The following is an 18,217-nucleotide window of genomic DNA, read 5'->3' as shown; positions in this document are numbered from 1 at the left end:
GCATATCCGTATATATCCACAAAATGGGGAACAGAAATGCGTGTGTGGTGATTTGAATATACGTATTTTAAGATGTGGACATCCGTTTGCGATGAAATGAATATACGTATTTAATAATGGGAAAATACGGATTTGGCAATGTAAGGATACGGGCACGATGAATCGGTCCCCTACGCCTGGCGGAGTGTAAGTTGGGTGTTTTGGGGGTGTTCGTTGATATTTTGCGGGGTGTACGTTGGGTGTTTTCGTGAGTGTTCGTTGGGAATTTCGTGGTTGAACGTTGATATTTTGCGGAGTGTTCGCAACGTGTTCATTCTGTGTATGTTACATATTCACAGAACAAAAGTATGGTTTTTGCCGTGTAAAAGTATGGTTTTTGGCGTGCAAAAAGGGGGTTTTTGCATTGCAAAAGTATGGTTTTTGTTTTTTGAATGTTATGTTGTTGCAAATCGTTCGCACGCATTTCGTGGTTGAATGTGGATATTTTGCGGAGTGTTTGCCATATTATTCCAATTCGCCAGCAGCGTTGTTGGCAGACCGTTAGCAGCCGTAGGGGACCGATTTATCGTGCCCTCATATCCGTATATATCCACAAAATGACGAACAGAAATGTGTTTGCGATGAAACGAATATGCGTATTTGATGATGTGAAAATGTGTTTGCGATGAAACGAATATGCGTATTTGATGATGTGAAAATGCGTTTGCGATGAAATGAATATGCGTATTTGATGATGTGAAAATACGGATTTGGCAATGTAAGGATACGGGCACGATGAATCGGTCCCCTATGCCTGGCGGTGTGTTCGTGGGAAATTTCGTAAGGCATATATGCGATTTATTGTGTCCCGAATGCACATAAATCTGCAAAATAAATGGCGTATTCCTATTGTAAATGTCGTGATTTATAATGTTTTTAACACGGCGTCAGTTGGTTTTGGTGTATGTATGGACACAAAAAATATGCCCCCACAGCTTGCGAAATGCGTGTAATGGGCTGTAAGGGGACAGGTTTTGGTGTTGCGCCAACGTTATGCGTATGAGTGCATACCCCCCAAAATGTAGTTCACTCCGAAGTATGTCATAAGAATACTAAGGAAGGCTATAAGCATAAAAAGGTGGTATATGTTTGGCTTTCGAAACTTAGGCAGACTCTGAAAGTGTAGGGGAATGGCATAAATCATAAAGGTTATGAGTGCCCATGTCTCCTTTGGATCCCACCCCCAATAGTTTCCCCAGCTGATGTTTGCCCAGATAGCACCAATGAATATGCCCAGTCCGAGCGTGGTAATGGCAGGGTATAAGAAGATTTGAGAGAGGGTAGTGAGTTGCGAATTAATCTGAACGATATTGGTTTTGGTGCTTCGTTGCGTACAGAAATATGCCACTGCACAAACAAAAGTGAGCGAAAGTAGTGCATACGATACCATAATGATGCTGACATGTATGCTTAACAGCGGACTGTTTAGTACGGGCATACGAGGCGTTATGCTGGGGTCCATTTCGCCCAAATGGCTAACCAACAGCATAAAACCACTGGCAAGCAGTCCGAAAGTAGTCATAATTTGGAGTTTGCGTGTGGTTGCTATCGACACAATCATAATGAGCCACGACAGAAGAAGCATAGTTTCGTAGCCATTGGCAATGGGTATTGTTCCGTTTATTATCCACCGCAGCGCCAGTGTAAAGGTGAGAACGCACCACGACACTGCCATAAGCCACGTGAAAAGGGCATAGCGACGTGGACGAGTAAGGAAGAAAACGGAGAGCAAACCAAGTGTAAGGTTCACTATGAAGAGTACTGTAGCAAACGGAAAACTGTTGTAAATGTGTTCGGCACTTATAGCTATGCCAGCTGGTATGGCGGTACTGCCATAGCGATATTGATATTTTTGTAATTTAGAAATCAGTTCGTTGAGCGTGCTAACCTTGTTTTGCACAGCCAGTTGCCCTGCTAACGAAAGAATAGAACGTATGTATTGTTGTTGTGCTGCAGGCATAGAATGTGGCAGTTTGCCAGTAGGTGCAAACCAGTTTACACTTCCATTGGGTGCCGTATAGGGAAATATTTTTAGCGTTTCGCCCTGTATCAAGTTCATCAGAAGCATAAGTTTGTCGTCGGTATCAAGTATTTCTTTGCCTATTCCATCTTGTGCGCCCTGTGCATCTTGTAGATATGGACCTAAGATATAGCCCTGACTGTTAAACAAACTACTGGGTGCGATGTATTCGTTCAGGTGCATTTTGGTTCGCATTTCGCTACCCTTTATTTGTAAAATGGGTTCGCCCATCCATTCTTTTTGCCAAAACAAGAAACCAGTAAGTATCTGACAGGGTGTAAAACCCTTATAACTGGCTTTGCCATAAAGCTTTTTAGTGAAGTCGATGGCATAAGTTTCTATTGGGCAGATGCGTCCGTTGTATACTATTAATAGTTTTCCAAACTGGTTGGCAGTAGTTTTTGGCAATGTGGTTTGGGCATTTGCTGCTGCACTGAATAGCAAAAGCAATATAGAAACGGTTCCTTTTGCAACGTTGTTGCGGAGCAAACGGCGGAAGTTTCCTTTGGGTTCGACAAGCATTGCTACCAATGCAAAGAACAGAAGAGCATAGCCTGTGTAGGTAACGGGAATGCCGTAGGGGTCTGAATTTACGGAAAGATAAGACCCTTTCATATCTTCGTCGAAACTGCTTTGGTAGAGACGGACACCCGCCCCCGTGTATATGTTGTTCATAGATATATTCTGTTGCGACCTTTTATTGTCCTTAACAATGGTTACATTCGATGCGTAGTCCATAGCAGCCATATTTCCTGCATGGTAAGAAACGTTGAATTTGTTGAGCAAAATGGTAAAAGGTAGTTTTTCGTTTTCACCATTTTTGTTAATATAAATGGTAGTTGCTTTGCCTTGTCGGAGGTGTATAATGCCTTGTTTTGCGGTGAGATGGGTGAGCAATGCCCCTGCAAGAATAACAACAAACGATAGGTGTAAGAGCACAATAATGGGGCGACGAACCTTTTGTTTTATGAAGTAGACAATGCCAAGAGCCGTGCCTATAGCCCACAAAAGACTGAACCACCATGCTCCGAAGATGTTATCTGAAACGTAATCTAAACCAGTATACTTTCCAATAATGGTTGCAACCGCCATTACAACTATAATAGCTACGTATACTTTTTGTAGTGTTTTCTTTACTTGCATGTGCGAAATAATAATTCAAATCTGCCATTAGGCAGCCTGTTTACCTCTTTTTGTATATGTAAAATAGCATTCAACATTCTATATTTTATTTATTTTTGGCTTGTGTTTTTACTATTCCCGATGCCGTTTTTTACTGTTCTGTCCCGATAATCTTAAGCCAAACCTATAATAAAATAAGATGTATGCAAATACTAAAATCCGATTGGAGAAAAAGAAGAAGATGGATATCGTTTTTGCGGATAGCATCTTCTTCTTAATAAGTATGATAGAATTTAATGTTCGTTAGATAGAACGTATGAACTTAACTACAGCATCGCGGTCTGCCTTTGGCAAGTTATAGAACTTGAAAGCAGCATTGTATGCCTGACTATTCTTGCTGTATGCGTGCCACATAATAGCCTCTATCTCGTTTCTAGCACGTGCATCGTGTAGTCGGTCTTCGACTCCAGAGTTAAGAAGAGATAGTCCTCGTCCCCACAAAGGAGTTGTTCGGCACCACGAACCGTGTATATCGTTCTTCATATCGAGCTTGTGTTGAATGAAGTCAGTGTATGGATAGATGGTTTGATGTGCATATTTAGGCAGCTGTTTGTTGCCCAAAATTACAGATGAACCATGGTTGTCGGCACCTGTTGTCCACGAAGGACGGTGGCAGTGGGCACAGCCCAACTCGCCAGTAAACAGTTCCTTACCACGCTGAACAGCCTTATCGTTGAGGTTTCGAGCACGTGGAACGGCAAGACCTCTGTGCCAAACCATAAATGAATGGTAGGCATCGTCGCTCATTTCAGGCTTGAAATTGAAGTAAGGATTGTTGTAAAGGTTTACATTATCGTTAGGAGAGAGCAGGTAAGCAAGTGCTTTTTTTATACCTTCGCGTGTACCATCGTTGTAGTAAGGGTGCACGTATGATGATGGGTTGGCACCATTTTTCTGTATGTAATCTATTACGTTGTTGTTCTCTGACATAGCTTTTGCCCATGGTTCGGTAGAGCAAATGTGCTTAATATCAGAGCGAAGTACGTTTAATTCGTCCCATAAAGCAACGTCGTTTTCCAAACAACCATCGAGTAAGTCGTAGTTAAAGCGTTTCACAAACTTGTTTCCAAAAGCGTCTTCTGCCCATGCGTTAGGCTTCAAAGTCTTGGTAGTGTTATCGAAAAACTCAGGATTAAGCTCAACAAATCTACCTTCTTGCTTGTATTGTGCCTCTAAATCTTCGTTTGAAATGGCATCAATTAAGCCCAAACCTTGGAAGTTGCACGATGCAATAAGGCGTACTTCGTAGCCACTTGGCTTAGGATCGGTGTTGAAAGCAGTCTGTGGAATGCTAACAGAAGGGTATCGTAGGCTAAATTTTTCGCCGTCGGGGAACTGCATTGGTAGTCCGCTTGGCATAGAAGAAACGTTGTGCCAGGTGATATTAATCTGTTTTGGATCTACAGGAGGTAGGAAAGGCTCCACTGCTTGTAGCATTGTAAAGGTAGTTAATTGGTCTACTGGCGTACCATTATTGCTACCAGGTGCATCAGGATAGTACACCGAAACAATGTAACCATTACCCATTACAGGATCCATATTATCACGACTGTGTCCGTGTGCATAGCCTCCAGCGTGGCAATATTCGCACGAACGGCGTGAAGCAATAGGTCCCCAACCATTGTAAGGAGGTGTGCTCAGCGTGTATTTGGCACTTGCCATCATATCGCCTTGGTTGAAACGATTGAGCAATCCTTGCTGTTCTATAGCAGGAGTGTTATCTTCGTAACAGCCTGTATTTACGTTTTCGGTAGTTCCAAGTTGGCCACCTGGATACCATTCGTCCGCTTTGAAGTTGCCGACAGCTTGTCCAACATATTTTGTTTCGGGTTCTTGTGGCTGGTCGGGACCAGGCGGCGTAACGTCGTCCGAGCACGCAACAAGTGAACAAAGAGCTGTTGCGGCAAACAGATAGCTAAAAAAAGTGTTGTGTTTCATAATGCTTTATTAAATTAATATATGTTCGAAAACGTAGCCTTACCGTATGGCAAAGCTACGTCTCTAATATCTTTAGTAGTTAGATTAAACCTCGAGGCTTATTTATCAACCTGTTGGTTAATCCATGCTCCTGCCTTTCCAAGTTCATCATTGAGTGCTTGTACCTTATCAATACAGTTCTTAACCTGAGCTGCACCAGGGTTATCTATGAATGCAACACCACTCTTCTTTGCAGTTTCCAAAGCACCAATAGCTTCGTTAAGTGCATTGTTCAAGTCGTTGTATCCAGCGTAATTGTACTTCTTTAGGAAGTTCATGATAGAGTTATCTACTGGAGTTGAGATGTTCTCTGTACCACGAACACCATACAAAGAGTTCTTAATAGAGTAGATATTGTCCTGATAATCTTGGAAAGAACGCTTGCTATAAGGAGACTCAATGTAGTTTGCTGCATCTTCAGATGTACCAGTTCCAGTTGCAACACGGTATGCCTGACCAAGTTTTTGTTCGGCTACTTCGTTGCAAATGTTGCCACAACCGCCATCGAATATGTTCTGTAATGCTTCGTGCCATGTTGGGAACCAGCCTTGTTCTGTAGTAGCATAGCGCAAGAAATCGCGGTATGGTATGTTCTTAGCAGATAGTCCGTGGTAACGTGTTCCATTGATAACCCACATTGCATTTGCCAATTGCTCTTGATGAGAAGTAGGTGTTGAAAGTCCTAACCAGCCGTATTCCAACAGATAAGTCATATTGCGAAGGTCGCCAGCAACGGCAACTGCGAAGGCAGCTTCGTCTATAGTCTTAACAGAAGTAAGGCCTGCTTCGGTTTCTTTTTCTGCGTTAAAGGCAGCAACTGTACGGTTTTGACCATTGCGGAAGAGCACGAATTCCAATCCGTGGAAGCCAAGTACTGAGTCGAAGCTACTGTTATTTTCGTACACATACTTAGCTGGATTCTCGCCAGTAATACCTGCAATAACATCAGCATTGTTCAAAGCTTGTGTCAATTGGCTATGGTCGAGAGGCCAAGAGTCGATATGTGGGTCGATTTGGTTATCGGTAGCGGCACCATAAAGGAATGCTTCGCTCTGTTCCCAATCGCGTCTTGCATCTTTGAAAGCTGCGCAAGCTGCGTCTATATCGTTCTGTGTTAGTGTTCCAGCCTTACGTTTTTGGTAAAGGTTTTGGCATGTTTTGTAGAGAACATCTGCCTTGTTAGCCAAATCTTGATATGTTGGTTTAATAACTGCATCGAGATAGTTAGAAATAATCTTACCCATTTCTGTTTTCTGTGCATTTGCTTTACTAGCACTTTCTGCCTGTTCGAGAGTTGTTTGTTGTTCCTCTGTTACGAGCGGACTTGGTGTTACATCGTCGCTACTGCTACATGAAACGAAACCTGTTGAGAGGGTTCCTGCAAGCAGAAGCATTGCTAATTTTGTTACCTTTTTCATTGTTGTCTGAATTAAAAACTTAATGTTTATGATTTTATTTGATGAAATAAAATATCTTTTAGTTAGTCAGTTGCATTCTTTGTGGGTTGCAAACGTGGTGTGTTTCTCCTTATAGGAAGAAGCCTTCGTATGCAACTCCAATGTTGATAGCTGGTTCGTCGTTGTATCCTTTCTTGAGGTTTCGATAGTTATATTCTGCCTTTATGGCTATCTGTGGTATTGGATAGTAGTTTACACCAGCAGCAAAAATGGTTTTGTTAGTCCACTTTTTGGTTGTGCCATGTATGTAAGAGTCGTAGTGTTCAATGTGTCCGAAGAGATAAAGACGTTGGTTGTCGGCACGCAACTTACTAAATTGTGAGAAGATATCGTAACCAAACTCGAACATCATAGCCATTGCGTGGCTGCCAAAATACTTTCCGTTTCCTGTTTCGTATGGCTTAACGTATTGTGTGTTAGGGTATGCCAAGTTAGAAATTTCCTTTGCATTGCTAACGTAACCATAGTCTATATTCCCTCGTGCTATCCAATTGTAGCGATTGTATGTAAAGTCTAAGCTACCAAGATAGATGTTTCCTTTTATCTTTTTCTTTGCTCCGCGTTCGCTATCGTGTGGCACATTGTTGTGCATAGACTGTCCTGTGTATGCACTAACGCCTATGCGTAAGCCTGGAACAGAATAGTTGTCGATGCGTACGAGTGCTCCATACTTGTTAGCAACCTCGAATTCGAATGGATTTGATGTACCTTTCTGAATCCAATTGGCACGGCTGAAGTGGTAAGCATCTAAGCCTGCGATGAATTGTGCCTCGTATTTGAAGTCGCCTTTACGTCCCCAAAACGATACACCAGTCTGGTGCCATGTGCTTGGAAGTATGGTATTTTCGCCTTCTGGGCGATATACGGTGAAGAAGTTCAGCGGTTCGTGGTGTGCGTTTACTAATCCGAAAGGCACTACAATGTGTCCTGCTCTGATATTAAATGCACTTCCAAACGATTTCTGAAGCCAGAATTGTTCTAGTTCAACCTCGCCTCCTTTTTCGGTTTCGTTCTCAAATTCAATGGCTTCATCTGCCTCGTATTCTATTGAAGAGCCAGATCCACCATGTTCAAATTCTATTTCTGAGCCCATACTCCAACCCTTTCCGAAGTTGTATCCTAAATAGATTACTGCATGGGGGATATCAAATCTGCCATGGCTGGGGTCGTTTTTATAAAGTCGTGGTGTAGTGTAGCGGTTTCCGTTGTCGCTATAAAAATTGCGCGAAAAGGCTGCTTCGCCATATCCTCCTAAGCTAAGTCTGTTTCCTTTTACATGGTTCATCACCGAATCTACCGCATTTATTTGTGCCTTTGCTGTAGTTGTTAATCCACACAACAAAGCTCCTGCAAATAATGTTGTGATTATCCTGCTCATAAAATCTACCTTTTTTGTTGTATATACTTATAATAATCGATTGCAAAAGTAGTTCTTTTTCTCTGTTGGTGCAATACCTAAATGTTATGTATTTTTAGGTAAAAATGGTTTACTTTAGTACAAAAATACCTACATTAGGGTATATGTTCTATTTGTTTTAGTGTTTAAAATGCCCTTGTATGGTTATTTTATTTTTTAAACATCATCTGAAATGGGGAGCAGATGCTATGTTTCTATTTAACGAAATGGGGGCAAAGTTGATGCTATTACAATGAATTGTGATACAATTTAAGGGGTCTACTCTCTGGTTAGAAGTGTGATATATATATAATAAGGTGTAATCTGCAATGCAAAAGTATGGTTTTTGTTTTTTGAATGTTATGTTGTTGCAAATCGTTCGCAACGCATTTCGTGGGTGAATGTGAATATCTCACAGAATGTTTGTAACTTGTTCTTTATCTGTATGTTACATAATCGTCATACAAAAGTATGGTTTTTGCCGTGTAAAAGTATGGTTTTTGGCGTGCAAAAAGGGGGTTTTTACAACGCAAAAAGTGGGTTTTTGAAAGAGCATATAGGTATATTGGGTGTGTGAATTGTTCTAACGAGCTATGTGATAGATTGCTATGTACAACCATTGACGGTGTTTTTGTTTGTAGAAAGGGTAGGAACAAATGGATACGGAGAGCCTAAAACGACTGTTAATTATACAAAAAGGTAGGCAGAAAATGAAGGGTGTATAAAGTTATTTTTATAACTTTGTTTCCAACAGTCATTGTTGTTTGCTAACTTCTTTACTCGTTCGCAACTGCCGAATTAAGCATATTGTGGACAAGGAATACCCGAAAGAATAAAATCGAAACGCATAACCAATGAATATAAAACAGCAAGGATGCAAGCAGCGGACAACCTGATGATATAAGCAAATGCAACTATGGAAAGATTCAGAAGCCTAATTTTGTGCATCATACTGGTAGCCTTTGCTACGGCAAACTATGCACAACCTATTAGAAAAAGACAACCAACAGTGCGCAAAACTGTAACGCACAAAAATTATTATGCACTGGCAATAAAGGCAATAAAGGCAAATAATCTTGCCGAACTCGATGCCAACATTAAGCACATTGGCAACATCGACTCGCTGATAGCTGCAGACAATTATCACGCTTATACACTTTTGGGGTATGCATTACTGTATAAAAACAAGACTGCTACACAGAAACTTATTGAAAGAAAGGCTGATATTGGCTGTGTTTGCTCTGACGATGTGTTTATGTACGATGCTCTTTATATGGCTATAAACAATGCCGATATGAATCTTGTAAAGCAGTTGTTGGCGTTAGGAACCGATCCTAACCAGCCTTATAACGAAGATGGGCTGTGCCCGTTGATGATGTGTTGCGACCTGAACAACGTTCCAATGGCATCTCTTTTATTAGAAAGTGGTGCAAAAGCCGATGGCGTAGGCAATCTCGGAGGCGATAATGTAAGTTTTCCTTTAATAGTTGCGGTAGAGAAGAAGAATACAAACATGGTGCAATTGCTGCTGAAACACGGGGCAAAACGAAATGTAAAGAACAATACAGGGCAAACTCCCATCTCTATTGCACGTAGCCAAAAGTTGGCAAAAATTGTAAAAATGTTGGAGAAAAGGTAACGCACCGCCACAGCAAATATGCCTGACATCAACATAATAGAACAACTAAAACAGCATAACAGTATGACGAAAAGAATGTTTTATATATTGGTTGGTCTCCTTTTCTTTGTAGGTTGCCGCCAAACTAACGCAAACTTAGCATCAACAAAAGCAGTGCAACGCAATGGCAAAGCGAAAAGTCTGTTGCAGGAGAAAAGCGATACGAAAGAGCAGAGAAATAACAATGCCACCACAAACTGGGACGCTATCCATGCAAAATATGCAGCTATGAAGTATAAAACGGAGGATAGCTGGGAACTTGTGTGGTATAAAGACTACACAGGAAACTCGGATAGCAGTCCCATTGATGAACTGAAAAGTATGAAAATAAAGCTTTTCGGCGACTCAATACTTTACTTAAACGGCAAGAAACTGAAGGTTTGTAGCACCGTACGCGACCCTTTTATGTATCAACGCGATGCCCTTTACTATTCTTATCTCACAAAATATTTTGCCAATTTAGGCATCAACATTACCAAATCTGTCCCCGTTCTGCTTCTGCAATCCACTATGAAAGACGTTTACAGCGATATGCTGGAATACATTTACACGGGCAAATATCTTGCATTATACTGCAAAGGATATGTCGGAGTATACAAGTACATCAGGCGAAAAGACCAAGGGCTGCCTTCTCCAACAGCACATTTAGTGTATACAGATGCCGATTTATATAAAGATATTGATAAGGAAATGAGCAGCAAACACGCCCAACAATACAACATACGTGCATATAAAAGAAAACTTAAGGCGGTTGCTGGAGACCGCATAGAGGAGATACAAAACGGCAAGGGGTTCGATTTTGTGAAACTACCCAGCTATAAAGGCTTCCCCATATTTGTTTGTTTAAACTATAACGAGGACGATGAGTTCCTTATATTCACCTATCGAAACAACTCTATAAATATCGATAACTGCATCAACGTCTTAGCCTTCAGCTCTTACAACAACGAAAAAGAAAGTTTTGCAATATACTCTGACGGAACTATATACGTAAAAACTGTAGATGGAAAGAAAGCCCACATAACCGTTTATCGCATTAATGATGAAGGCGATTTCTATGAATTGAATTAAAAACCTCATCGAAAATGTAGACGGAAGTGTTACAATAATAGTGTTTCGGATACTGTATTTTAAATATATATAGCAGACTAAATAGACCAGCCGATTGGCTTTCTCGCTTTTGTGTTGTGTATATGCCTATTATGTATAATGTGTAATGCTTCTTTTGAATCTACCTTTTATATTGTGGGCGATTGTTTTTTGTTTTTTTAGGACGCAGAAATAAGCATCTGTGGAATAGTTAGCGAACAATTGCTTTTATGTGTTTTTTGGTGCTTTGAGATATTAAGGTGTTATAGTTTGTTGTGTTTTTAGCGCAATTAAGCAAAGTAAGTGTAAAAATAGTTTGCAATATGAAATTAAAATATTATATTTGCACACATAAAAGCATATAAAACAACAATCTAATAAAACAAACAAAACGCCCTATACCTCTGCTACGGTGTTGCTCTAAACGAGATTTTACAGAGAGGTTTAATGCTTATGAAAAAATATTTTATACCCAATGTATGTAAAGTTGCTATGTTATTGCCTATTATTGAAGGAGAAATAACTTCTAACTAACATTCAATAAGAATTTTGACGTGTGGTGCTTTGGCGGCTATCACCATACTATAACATCGTCGGTGTTAGAAAGCACTGGTTGGGCATTCTTAGTGTTGATAAGCAGTAGGGTGTAGATGTATTCGTATTGACGAGAATTGTATTGCAACGAAAATTGAACTGTGCCACCATTGGCAGAAAATGTTGTTACAAAAGGGTCGGTTGCCAGTTGCTGTTGCGCATCGTGTGGCAAGAGGTGTGTTTCGTAGTAGTTTTCGAAGATGGGATTGCCGTAACGGGTGCGATAAATATTGGTTAATATTCGGTAGCTTCGTAGTGGATTGTTTACGTTGGTGAAGAAAATGCGCACCGTGTCTACTTGTTCGTTGGTGTTTTTTCCTATTTCAACGATGCAAGGAATGCTTTCGAAACGTCCGCTAAGAATAGTGTTGGTTTTGTTTATGGGCAGTTGGGGTGGGGCTGTTTCTGTTTTAAAACCTTTTGCCATTAGCGAATCGGCAAAGGCTGTGGCTGTATTGTTGAGCGAAATTCCACAGAATGTAAGGTGTTGATGCTCAACAATTGTGGTGTTTTGCGCTTTTAAAAATGTGCAAGACAATAGTAGAAATGAAGCGAAAAGAACTCTCATATAAGAATAACGTATTTGTTTGCAGAATATTTTGTTTGTTTATGGTTGGTTTGGCTTTTCTACCAAATTAAGCTCTCATTGTTGGTATGGTATAGTGCTATAAAGGCTACTGTTTGTGTTGTGATGTGTGAAACGCTATTGACAGATATCTAAGATGAGCGTGACAGATATCTGAGACGAGCGTGAGAGATATCTGAAACCGAAGAGCCTTAATGTTTGCGATATGCTGTTTTGTTTATGCGTAAGAAGTAGGTGCTATTTGTAAGTTCTCTGCCTGTTTTCTGTTGAAATAAAAAAGTGCCTAAAGGAACTATACCTTTAGACACTTTTATTATTTAAAGCAATATTCTAATTCTGCTTAAATGGCTGCTGCAATCCATTCGTAAACGTAGCTGCAAACACCAAACAGTATGATGCCAGTGGTGCAAACAGCAAGAGCAAACTTTGTGTTGCAATCGCTCTTGAAAGTTGGCATAGGAGCATCGCTGTGGTTTATATACATCGCCTTAACTATTTTTAGATAGTAGTAGAGCGAAACCACAGTGTTTATGAGTGCAACAAACAGTATTACGTAAGTCCACGCTCCCTCGCTTGTAGCTATGTCGGCACCTTTTACGCCCGACATAAACACAAAGAATTTAGAGAACATTCCTGCAAATGGTGGTATACCACCCAGCGAGAACATTGCAATAGTCATAAGGAAGCTAAGGCGTGGATTGGTTTTGTAGAATCCATTATAGTCGGCAATGTTTGTTTTGCCACCATTGTTTTGTTCTACAACGGCAATAATGGTGAACACCGCCATATTGGCAACCACATATATAAGAACGTAATAGCTTAATGCGGCTACAGACGATTCCCAGCTGTTGCCCAATGCTGCAAGCATGATGTAGCCTGCTTGCGAGATTGAACTGAACGCCATGAAACGTTTCAATTCGCCTTGACGAATGGCAAAAAGGTTGGCTACGGTGATAGAAAGTGCAACCACAATCATCATAAGCACGTGCCAATAGGCAATCATTCCGCCGAAAACGTGGAACAAAATGCTTAAAAGTGTAAAGGCTGCTGCACCTTTAGAAATAACACTGAGGTAGCCTGTAACTGTGGTGGGTGCACCTTGATAAGTGTCGGCAGTCCAGAAGTGGAATGGGACGAGCGAGATTTTAAAGCCAAGACCACTGAAGAAGAATACCAATCCCATAATGGTGAACGGAGTGGCTTGCAAATTAGTTGCGATATCGGTAAAATACATAGTGCCGTACGCACCATAAAGGAAGCTAATGCCATAGAGCATTACACCGCTCGAGAAAGTTGCTGTGAGTATAAATTTAGCTGCTGCTTCAGCCGAATTGTTGCGATAAGCATCGAAAGCAATAACACACGCCATTGGAACAGATGCCATTTCTAAGCCCAAGAAGAACATAAGGAAGTTTCCTGCGCTCATCATAACCTCCATACCCAAAAGTGTAGAGACAGCTAACATATAAAATTCGCCTTCTTTCCCGCTTTTTTCTGCCCATACACGGCTCTGCAATACTACGATGAAAGTACCAAAAGCAAGGATAGTTTTCATAACATTAATTGCGGTAGACGTGGTATACATTCCTCCGAATGCATCTTCAGGTTGCAACTGGAGCATACAAACCACAGTGTTGGCAAGCAAGAGTGCGGAAGCCAACGGATTGAACCATTTGCGTTCTTCGGTCTTTGCTGAAATAAAGTCAGCAACGAAAAGGATTATCAGAATGGCAACAAGACTTGCCTCTGGTATCATTTTAAAGAAATCATTATAATTCATATTGCTACTTTATTATTATAAATTACCTAATTGTGGAACGTATTCAATGATGTGCTCGAATATAGGGTGAACAGCATCTATAATCATATTCTCGAAGAATAATGGGCATATACCAAGACCAGCAACGCAGAAGATGAGGCCCGCAATAGCGAAGCGCTCGTCCCAGCTGGCATCGTGCAATTCGTAGAACTTCTTGTTTGGAATGGTTTGGAATAGAATTTTTCCCACCACGCGAAGAATATAAACTGCTGTAATAACAATAGACGTACATGCCACAATGGTGCAAACACGGTGGAACATTCCTGAGTTTTCGAACGAACCAATAAAGATGGTCATTTCGGCAACGAAACCAGAGAAACCAGGCAAACCAAGGTTAGCCAAACCAGCCACTACATACGAAACGGCGAGGAATGGTATAACCTTCATTAAGCCGCCAAGGTATCGAACGTCGCGCGTACCAGCACGGTGATAAATCATACCAATACAAGCGAAGAACAAAGCTGTCATTAAACCGTGAGATAGCATTTGAAGAATAGCACCCGTTATGGCAGTTTGTGTTGTCATAACCAATGCGAAGAGCACCATACCACAGTGTGAAACCGAAGAGTAAGCATTAATGTACTTTAAGTCGGTTTGTACACAGGCAGAGAGCGCACCATAAACCACCGAAATGGTTGTAAGAATAAGGAACACAGGTGCCCACATCTCGAGCGCATCAGGCATAATGTACATAGCAATACGCAAACAGCCATAGCCACCCAGCTTCATTAATACACCAGCGTGGAGCATAGACACAGCCGTAGGGGCTGAAGCATGTCCATCGGGCGACCATGTGTGGAATGGGAACAACGCTCCGAGTATGCCAAAGCCAATGAATACAAATGGGAAGAAGATATTTTGCGCTGTTTTCGACATTGCGTGCATCTTTGCAAGTTCTATTACGTCCATTGTAGAGCCGCCACTGAAGTAGTAAATACCAAGGAAACCAAAGATGAGTAAGCCTGAACCTCCCATTAACATAAGGGTAAGTTTCATGGCAGAATACTCTTTTGCACCTGTTCCCCAAACTCCAATAAGAAGATACATAGGTATCAGCGCAACCTCGTAGAACATAAACATGGTGAACATATCGGTTGAAATAAAGAAACCGAACACACCAGATGAGAGTAAAACAAACCAAAGGAAATATTCCTTCTTCATTGGTTCGAGTTGCCAACTGGCAAATGTGCCTGTGAAAACAATGATAGCCGAAAGCAAAATCATTACCACCGAAATACCATCAACACCCACAGCGAAAGCTATGTTTAACGGTTTAAACCACATAGCCGAATTAGCCAATAGCATAGTATCGGTATTTCCTGCAGCACGTTGTTGCACAAAATAGATGGTGAGCCATATTGCACCAATCAACAAAGCAGAGGCACCTGCTACCATCACGCCGCGTACCTGATTGTCGTTCTTAGCGACCCAAAGGCCGAGAAGCATCAGTACGGGGATTATTACAAATATTGTTAATATCCAACTCATCTCTTTATATCAAGCAAAGTATTACTAATGTTAAAGCCACAGTTCCTGTAATGAACCAAATTGCATACTGACGAACATCGCCACTCTGCCATGGACGAATGCTTTCGCCTGCCTCTTGAGTACCCCAAGCAAGGAAGTTGAAAGTGCCGTCGATGACGTGGCGGTCGAACCACGCAATTGGAATAGAGAAGCAACGGAAAACAATCTTATGCGTAAAGAATTGCCAAGCGTTGTCAATATAAAATCTGTTGAGAGCTGCCTTGTGGAGTCCTGGCATACTTTTAGCAAGCTTATCGGCAACAGGATTGTTCTTAGGCATATACATCCATGTAGCAAGACTAATGCCGATGGCTGCTGCCAAGAGACTAAACCAAGCTACACTTGAGAAATGGAAGTGCTGTAGGTGAATGTCTGCGCTTTGTCCGGTTGCAGAAACAAAGTGTCCGAATGGAATCCAACCAGCAAAGATTGAAATGATAGCGAGGAATACTAATGGTCCCCACATAACAAATGGAACTTCTTGTGGACGGCGACGTGTTTCAGGGTCTTCCTCGTAATAAGACTTGCCCCAAAAGATAACGTAATACAAACGGAACATATAGAATGCCGTCATACCAGAAACTAAAGTCATAAACCAACCTAAAACGGGTGAGAATTGGAAGCAAGCGCTTACAATCTCGTCTTTAGAGAAGAAACCAGCAAAGGGCCATACACCACTAATGGCAATGCAACCAATGAGGAAACAAGCATTTGTGATTGGCATATACTTGTGCAATCCGCCCATATATTCCTTGAAATTGCTACCAATAATAACGATGATAGCACCAGAGCAGAGGAATAACAACGCCTTAAACATAGCGTGGGTGAACAAGTGGAACATAGATGCCATATAGCCTAAACCACCTTCTTCGTTGTCGATAGCATAGCAAACACCAAGCGCAACAAGCATATAAGCTATTTGCGAAATAGTGGAGAAGGCTAAGCCACGCTTTATATCGCGCTGACAACATGCTACGGCTGCAGCATAGAAAGCAGTGAACGCTGCAATATAAGCAATCCAATGAAGTTGCTCGATAGCTCCATACTTAATATATATAGGGAATAGACTTGCTACCTGGAATACACCTGCAACCACCATCGTAGCAGCGTGGATAAGTGCCGACACTGGTGTTGGACCCTCCATAGCATCTGGCAACCAGATGTGAAGAGGGAACATAGCCGATTTACCCGCACCACCTATAAACATTAGGAATAGAGCTGTTGGTATAGCCCACGCCGTTGCAGGGTCTGAAGCTATGTTGTGCAGTTGAGTAGCTAAAGCCCCATCTGCAGAGAGGTCAAAGTTGAACGTCTTAACATAGAAACTGAAGAACAGAATACCTATTAAGAAGAATAAATCTGCAAAACGAGTAACAATGAACGCCTTCTTGCTTGCATGCACAGCAGTGTGCTTTGGATAGTAAAAACCAATAAGCAAGTAAGAGCATACACCAACCAACTCCCAAAAGAGATACATCTGGAAAACGTTGGTTGCTACTACCAAACCTAACATTGACATTGTGAACAATGACAAGTAAGCATAGAAACGTTGGAAACCGTGTTCGTATTCTTCAAACTTATAGTTCTTATCACGTTCTGCCATATAGCCAAACGAATAGATATGAACCATAAAGCTTACAGTGGTAATAACAACAAGCATCATTACACTGATAGGACTTAGACGGAAACCAATATTAAATGTCAATAACTCAGAGAACTTCAACCACGTTAAGTTGAATACAGTTACAGTGGGGTAAACGCCACTTGCCAAGCGTCCATCTACAACATGGAAGGTTTGCCCCATTGCTGTGTATTCGCCAGTATAGAAAAAATACTGATAGGCTGTGTAGAGACTCAAGACAAAAAGCACGCCCAACATGCATGTACCGATGATTCCTGCCATCGGTTTAGGCATCTTCATACCTGCCAATCCCAATACGATTGCGCTTAGAAAAGGTAGAAGAAGTATTAAAAATGCGTAATCAAACATAGCTCTTTTTTATAATTTCATATTTTCAATACTGTTCACCTGATCGCTGTGCAAGTGTCGGTAAACATTAATAATAATAGCTAATGCAACAGCAGACTCGGCTGCGCTTACACCAATAGAGAAGATAGTGAAGAACATACCTTCGTATCCATCGGGATAAAGCAAACGGTTGAAAGCTGCAAAGTTAAGGTCTACGCTATTGAGAACTAACTCTATGGAAATGAGCATTGCTACTAAATTACGTCGAGTAACAAAGCCAAAGACTCCTATAAAGAACAATAAGCCACTAAGGACAAAGAAATATTCTACTGGTATCATTATTCTTTTACCTCCTCTTCTTTCTTCTGTTTATTCAAAATAACCAAACCTCCAATAATGCATGCTAACAAGAAAACCGATATGAATTCGAATGGCAATACATAGCCATATTTGTCTGGACTCATAAGTGTTTTACCTATCACTTGCATTGAAACTTCTGTATCGGCAGTGTTGGTAGATACTAATTCGCTGAAAATCTTATTCTTTAAGAATACGCCTAATACGGTTGCAAGACCCACAAGCGCAATAGCTCCAGCAAGAATGGTACGTTTCCCAAGCCATCTTTCCGATAAACCCTGAAGTGTTCGCTTGCTTACCAACTGAATTGCAAATACATACATTACGGTGATACCACCAGCATAGATGCTGATTTGAGCAGCACCAAGGAATGTATAGTCGAGCAGGAAATAAAGTCCTGCTACGCCAAAGAGCACAAACAGCAATGCTGTTGCAGCTCGCATGATGCGTTTTGTAGACACGCAGAATACTGCAGAGGCAAGTATTACTACCGCTAAAATCGCAAACACAATTAAATTAGCCATAAC

General features: G+C 41.2%; 12 protein-coding genes. 2 read left to right on the top strand and 10 right to left on the bottom strand.

Annotated elements, in window-relative coordinates; all coding sequences use genetic code 11:
- Window positions 1-1,030: 1,030 nt before the first annotated feature.
- The 4 genes from DX009_RS10180 to DX009_RS10165 all read right to left on the bottom strand — a co-directional run bounded on the left by DX009_RS10180 (window position 1,031) and on the right by DX009_RS10165 (window position 8,053).
- Window positions 1,031-3,202 (bottom strand): cytochrome c biogenesis protein CcsA, encoded by a 2,172-nt coding sequence (locus DX009_RS10180; protein WP_115083996.1) that lies wholly within the window; start codon window positions 3,200-3,202, stop codon window positions 1,031-1,033.
- Window positions 3,203-3,484: 282 nt separating this feature from the next.
- The gene (locus DX009_RS10175; RefSeq protein WP_115083995.1) at window positions 3,485-5,179 is read right to left on the bottom strand and encodes a di-heme oxidoredictase family protein; all 1,695 of its coding nucleotides are present in this window, start codon (window positions 5,177-5,179) and stop codon (window positions 3,485-3,487) included.
- 98 nt (window positions 5,180-5,277) lie between these two features.
- Complete coding sequence (locus DX009_RS10170; RefSeq protein WP_115083994.1) at window positions 5,278-6,636, bottom strand: imelysin family protein; 1,359 nt, start codon at window positions 6,634-6,636, stop codon at window positions 5,278-5,280.
- 109 nt (window positions 6,637-6,745) lie between these two features.
- A complete protein-coding gene (locus tag DX009_RS10165) occupies window positions 6,746-8,053 on the bottom strand; it encodes a hypothetical protein (RefSeq protein WP_115083993.1) in 1,308 nt (435 codons plus the stop codon).
- Window positions 8,054-8,987: 934 nt separating this feature from the next.
- Between DX009_RS10165 and DX009_RS10155 the strand changes: the two genes are divergently transcribed.
- Window positions 8,988-9,710: an ankyrin repeat domain-containing protein gene (locus DX009_RS10155; RefSeq protein WP_115083991.1), complete on the top strand. Its 723-nt coding sequence runs from the start codon at window positions 8,988-8,990 to the stop codon at window positions 9,708-9,710.
- An 18-nt stretch (window positions 9,711-9,728) separates the two neighbouring features.
- Window positions 9,729-10,820 carry a hypothetical protein gene (locus DX009_RS10150; protein WP_115083990.1) on the top strand — a complete coding sequence of 364 codons (1,092 nt, stop codon included), beginning with the start codon at window positions 9,729-9,731 and terminating at the stop codon, window positions 10,818-10,820.
- A gap of 592 nt (window positions 10,821-11,412) precedes the next feature.
- Here the strand turns inward: DX009_RS10150 and DX009_RS10145 are convergent.
- The 6 genes from DX009_RS10145 to DX009_RS10120 form a co-directional block, all read right to left on the bottom strand.
- Window positions 11,413-12,000, bottom strand: coding sequence for a hypothetical protein (locus DX009_RS10145; RefSeq protein WP_115083989.1), 588 nt, complete (start codon window positions 11,998-12,000; stop codon window positions 11,413-11,415).
- Between the two features lie 358 nt (window positions 12,001-12,358).
- A complete protein-coding gene (locus DX009_RS10140; RefSeq protein WP_006046353.1) occupies window positions 12,359-13,798 on the bottom strand; it encodes an NADH-quinone oxidoreductase subunit N in 1,440 nt (479 codons plus the stop codon).
- A gap of 15 nt (window positions 13,799-13,813) precedes the next feature.
- Window positions 13,814-15,325 carry a complex I subunit 4 family protein gene (locus DX009_RS10135; RefSeq protein WP_115083988.1) on the bottom strand — a complete coding sequence of 504 codons (1,512 nt, stop codon included), beginning with the start codon at window positions 15,323-15,325 and terminating at the stop codon, window positions 13,814-13,816.
- Between the two features lie 4 nt (window positions 15,326-15,329).
- Window positions 15,330-17,354: an NADH-quinone oxidoreductase subunit 5 family protein gene (locus tag DX009_RS10130; RefSeq protein ID WP_115083987.1), complete on the bottom strand. Its 2,025-nt coding sequence runs from the start codon at window positions 17,352-17,354 to the stop codon at window positions 15,330-15,332.
- 9 nt (window positions 17,355-17,363) lie between these two features.
- Window positions 17,364-17,672 (bottom strand): NADH-quinone oxidoreductase subunit NuoK, encoded by a 309-nt coding sequence (nuoK, locus tag DX009_RS10125; RefSeq protein ID WP_004361841.1) that lies wholly within the window; start codon window positions 17,670-17,672, stop codon window positions 17,364-17,366.
- Entirely contained in the window at window positions 17,672-18,214 is a 543-nt protein-coding gene (locus tag DX009_RS10120) for an NADH-quinone oxidoreductase subunit J family protein (RefSeq protein ID WP_115083986.1), read from the bottom strand. Before DX009_RS10120 ends, nuoK begins: the two co-directional genes overlap by 1 nt.
- Between the last annotated feature and the right edge of the window lie 3 nt (window positions 18,215-18,217).

The sequence above is a fragment of the Prevotella pallens genome (genome assembly GCF_900454935.1).
GTDB lineage: Bacteria > Bacteroidota > Bacteroidia > Bacteroidales > Bacteroidaceae > Prevotella > Prevotella pallens.
Note: the sequence above shows the minus strand (reverse complement) of the source record. Positions and strands in the feature narration are given on the sequence as shown.

Coding starts and splice junctions, on each gene's coding strand:
- DX009_RS10130 (WP_115083987.1), bottom strand. CDS start 17,354: ATGTTTGATTACGCATTTTTAATACTTCTTCTACCTTTTCTAAGCGCA.
- DX009_RS10150 (WP_115083990.1), top strand. CDS start 9,729: ATGCCTGACATCAACATAATAGAACAACTAAAACAGCATAACAGTATG.
- DX009_RS10170 (WP_115083994.1), bottom strand. CDS start 6,636: ATGAAAAAGGTAACAAAATTAGCAATGCTTCTGCTTGCAGGAACCCTC.
- DX009_RS10155 (WP_115083991.1), top strand. CDS start 8,988: ATGGAAAGATTCAGAAGCCTAATTTTGTGCATCATACTGGTAGCCTTT.
- DX009_RS10180 (WP_115083996.1), bottom strand. CDS start 3,202: ATGCAAGTAAAGAAAACACTACAAAAAGTATACGTAGCTATTATAGTT.
- nuoK (WP_004361841.1), bottom strand. CDS start 17,672: ATGATACCAGTAGAATATTTCTTTGTCCTTAGTGGCTTATTGTTCTTT.
- DX009_RS10175 (WP_115083995.1), bottom strand. CDS start 5,179: ATGAAACACAACACTTTTTTTAGCTATCTGTTTGCCGCAACAGCTCTT.
- DX009_RS10145 (WP_115083989.1), bottom strand. CDS start 12,000: ATGAGAGTTCTTTTCGCTTCATTTCTACTATTGTCTTGCACATTTTTA.
- DX009_RS10140 (WP_006046353.1), bottom strand. CDS start 13,798: ATGAATTATAATGATTTCTTTAAAATGATACCAGAGGCAAGTCTTGTT.
- DX009_RS10120 (WP_115083986.1), bottom strand. CDS start 18,214: ATGGCTAATTTAATTGTGTTTGCGATTTTAGCGGTAGTAATACTTGCC.
- DX009_RS10135 (WP_115083988.1), bottom strand. CDS start 15,325: ATGAGTTGGATATTAACAATATTTGTAATAATCCCCGTACTGATGCTT.
- DX009_RS10165 (WP_115083993.1), bottom strand. CDS start 8,053: ATGAGCAGGATAATCACAACATTATTTGCAGGAGCTTTGTTGTGTGGA.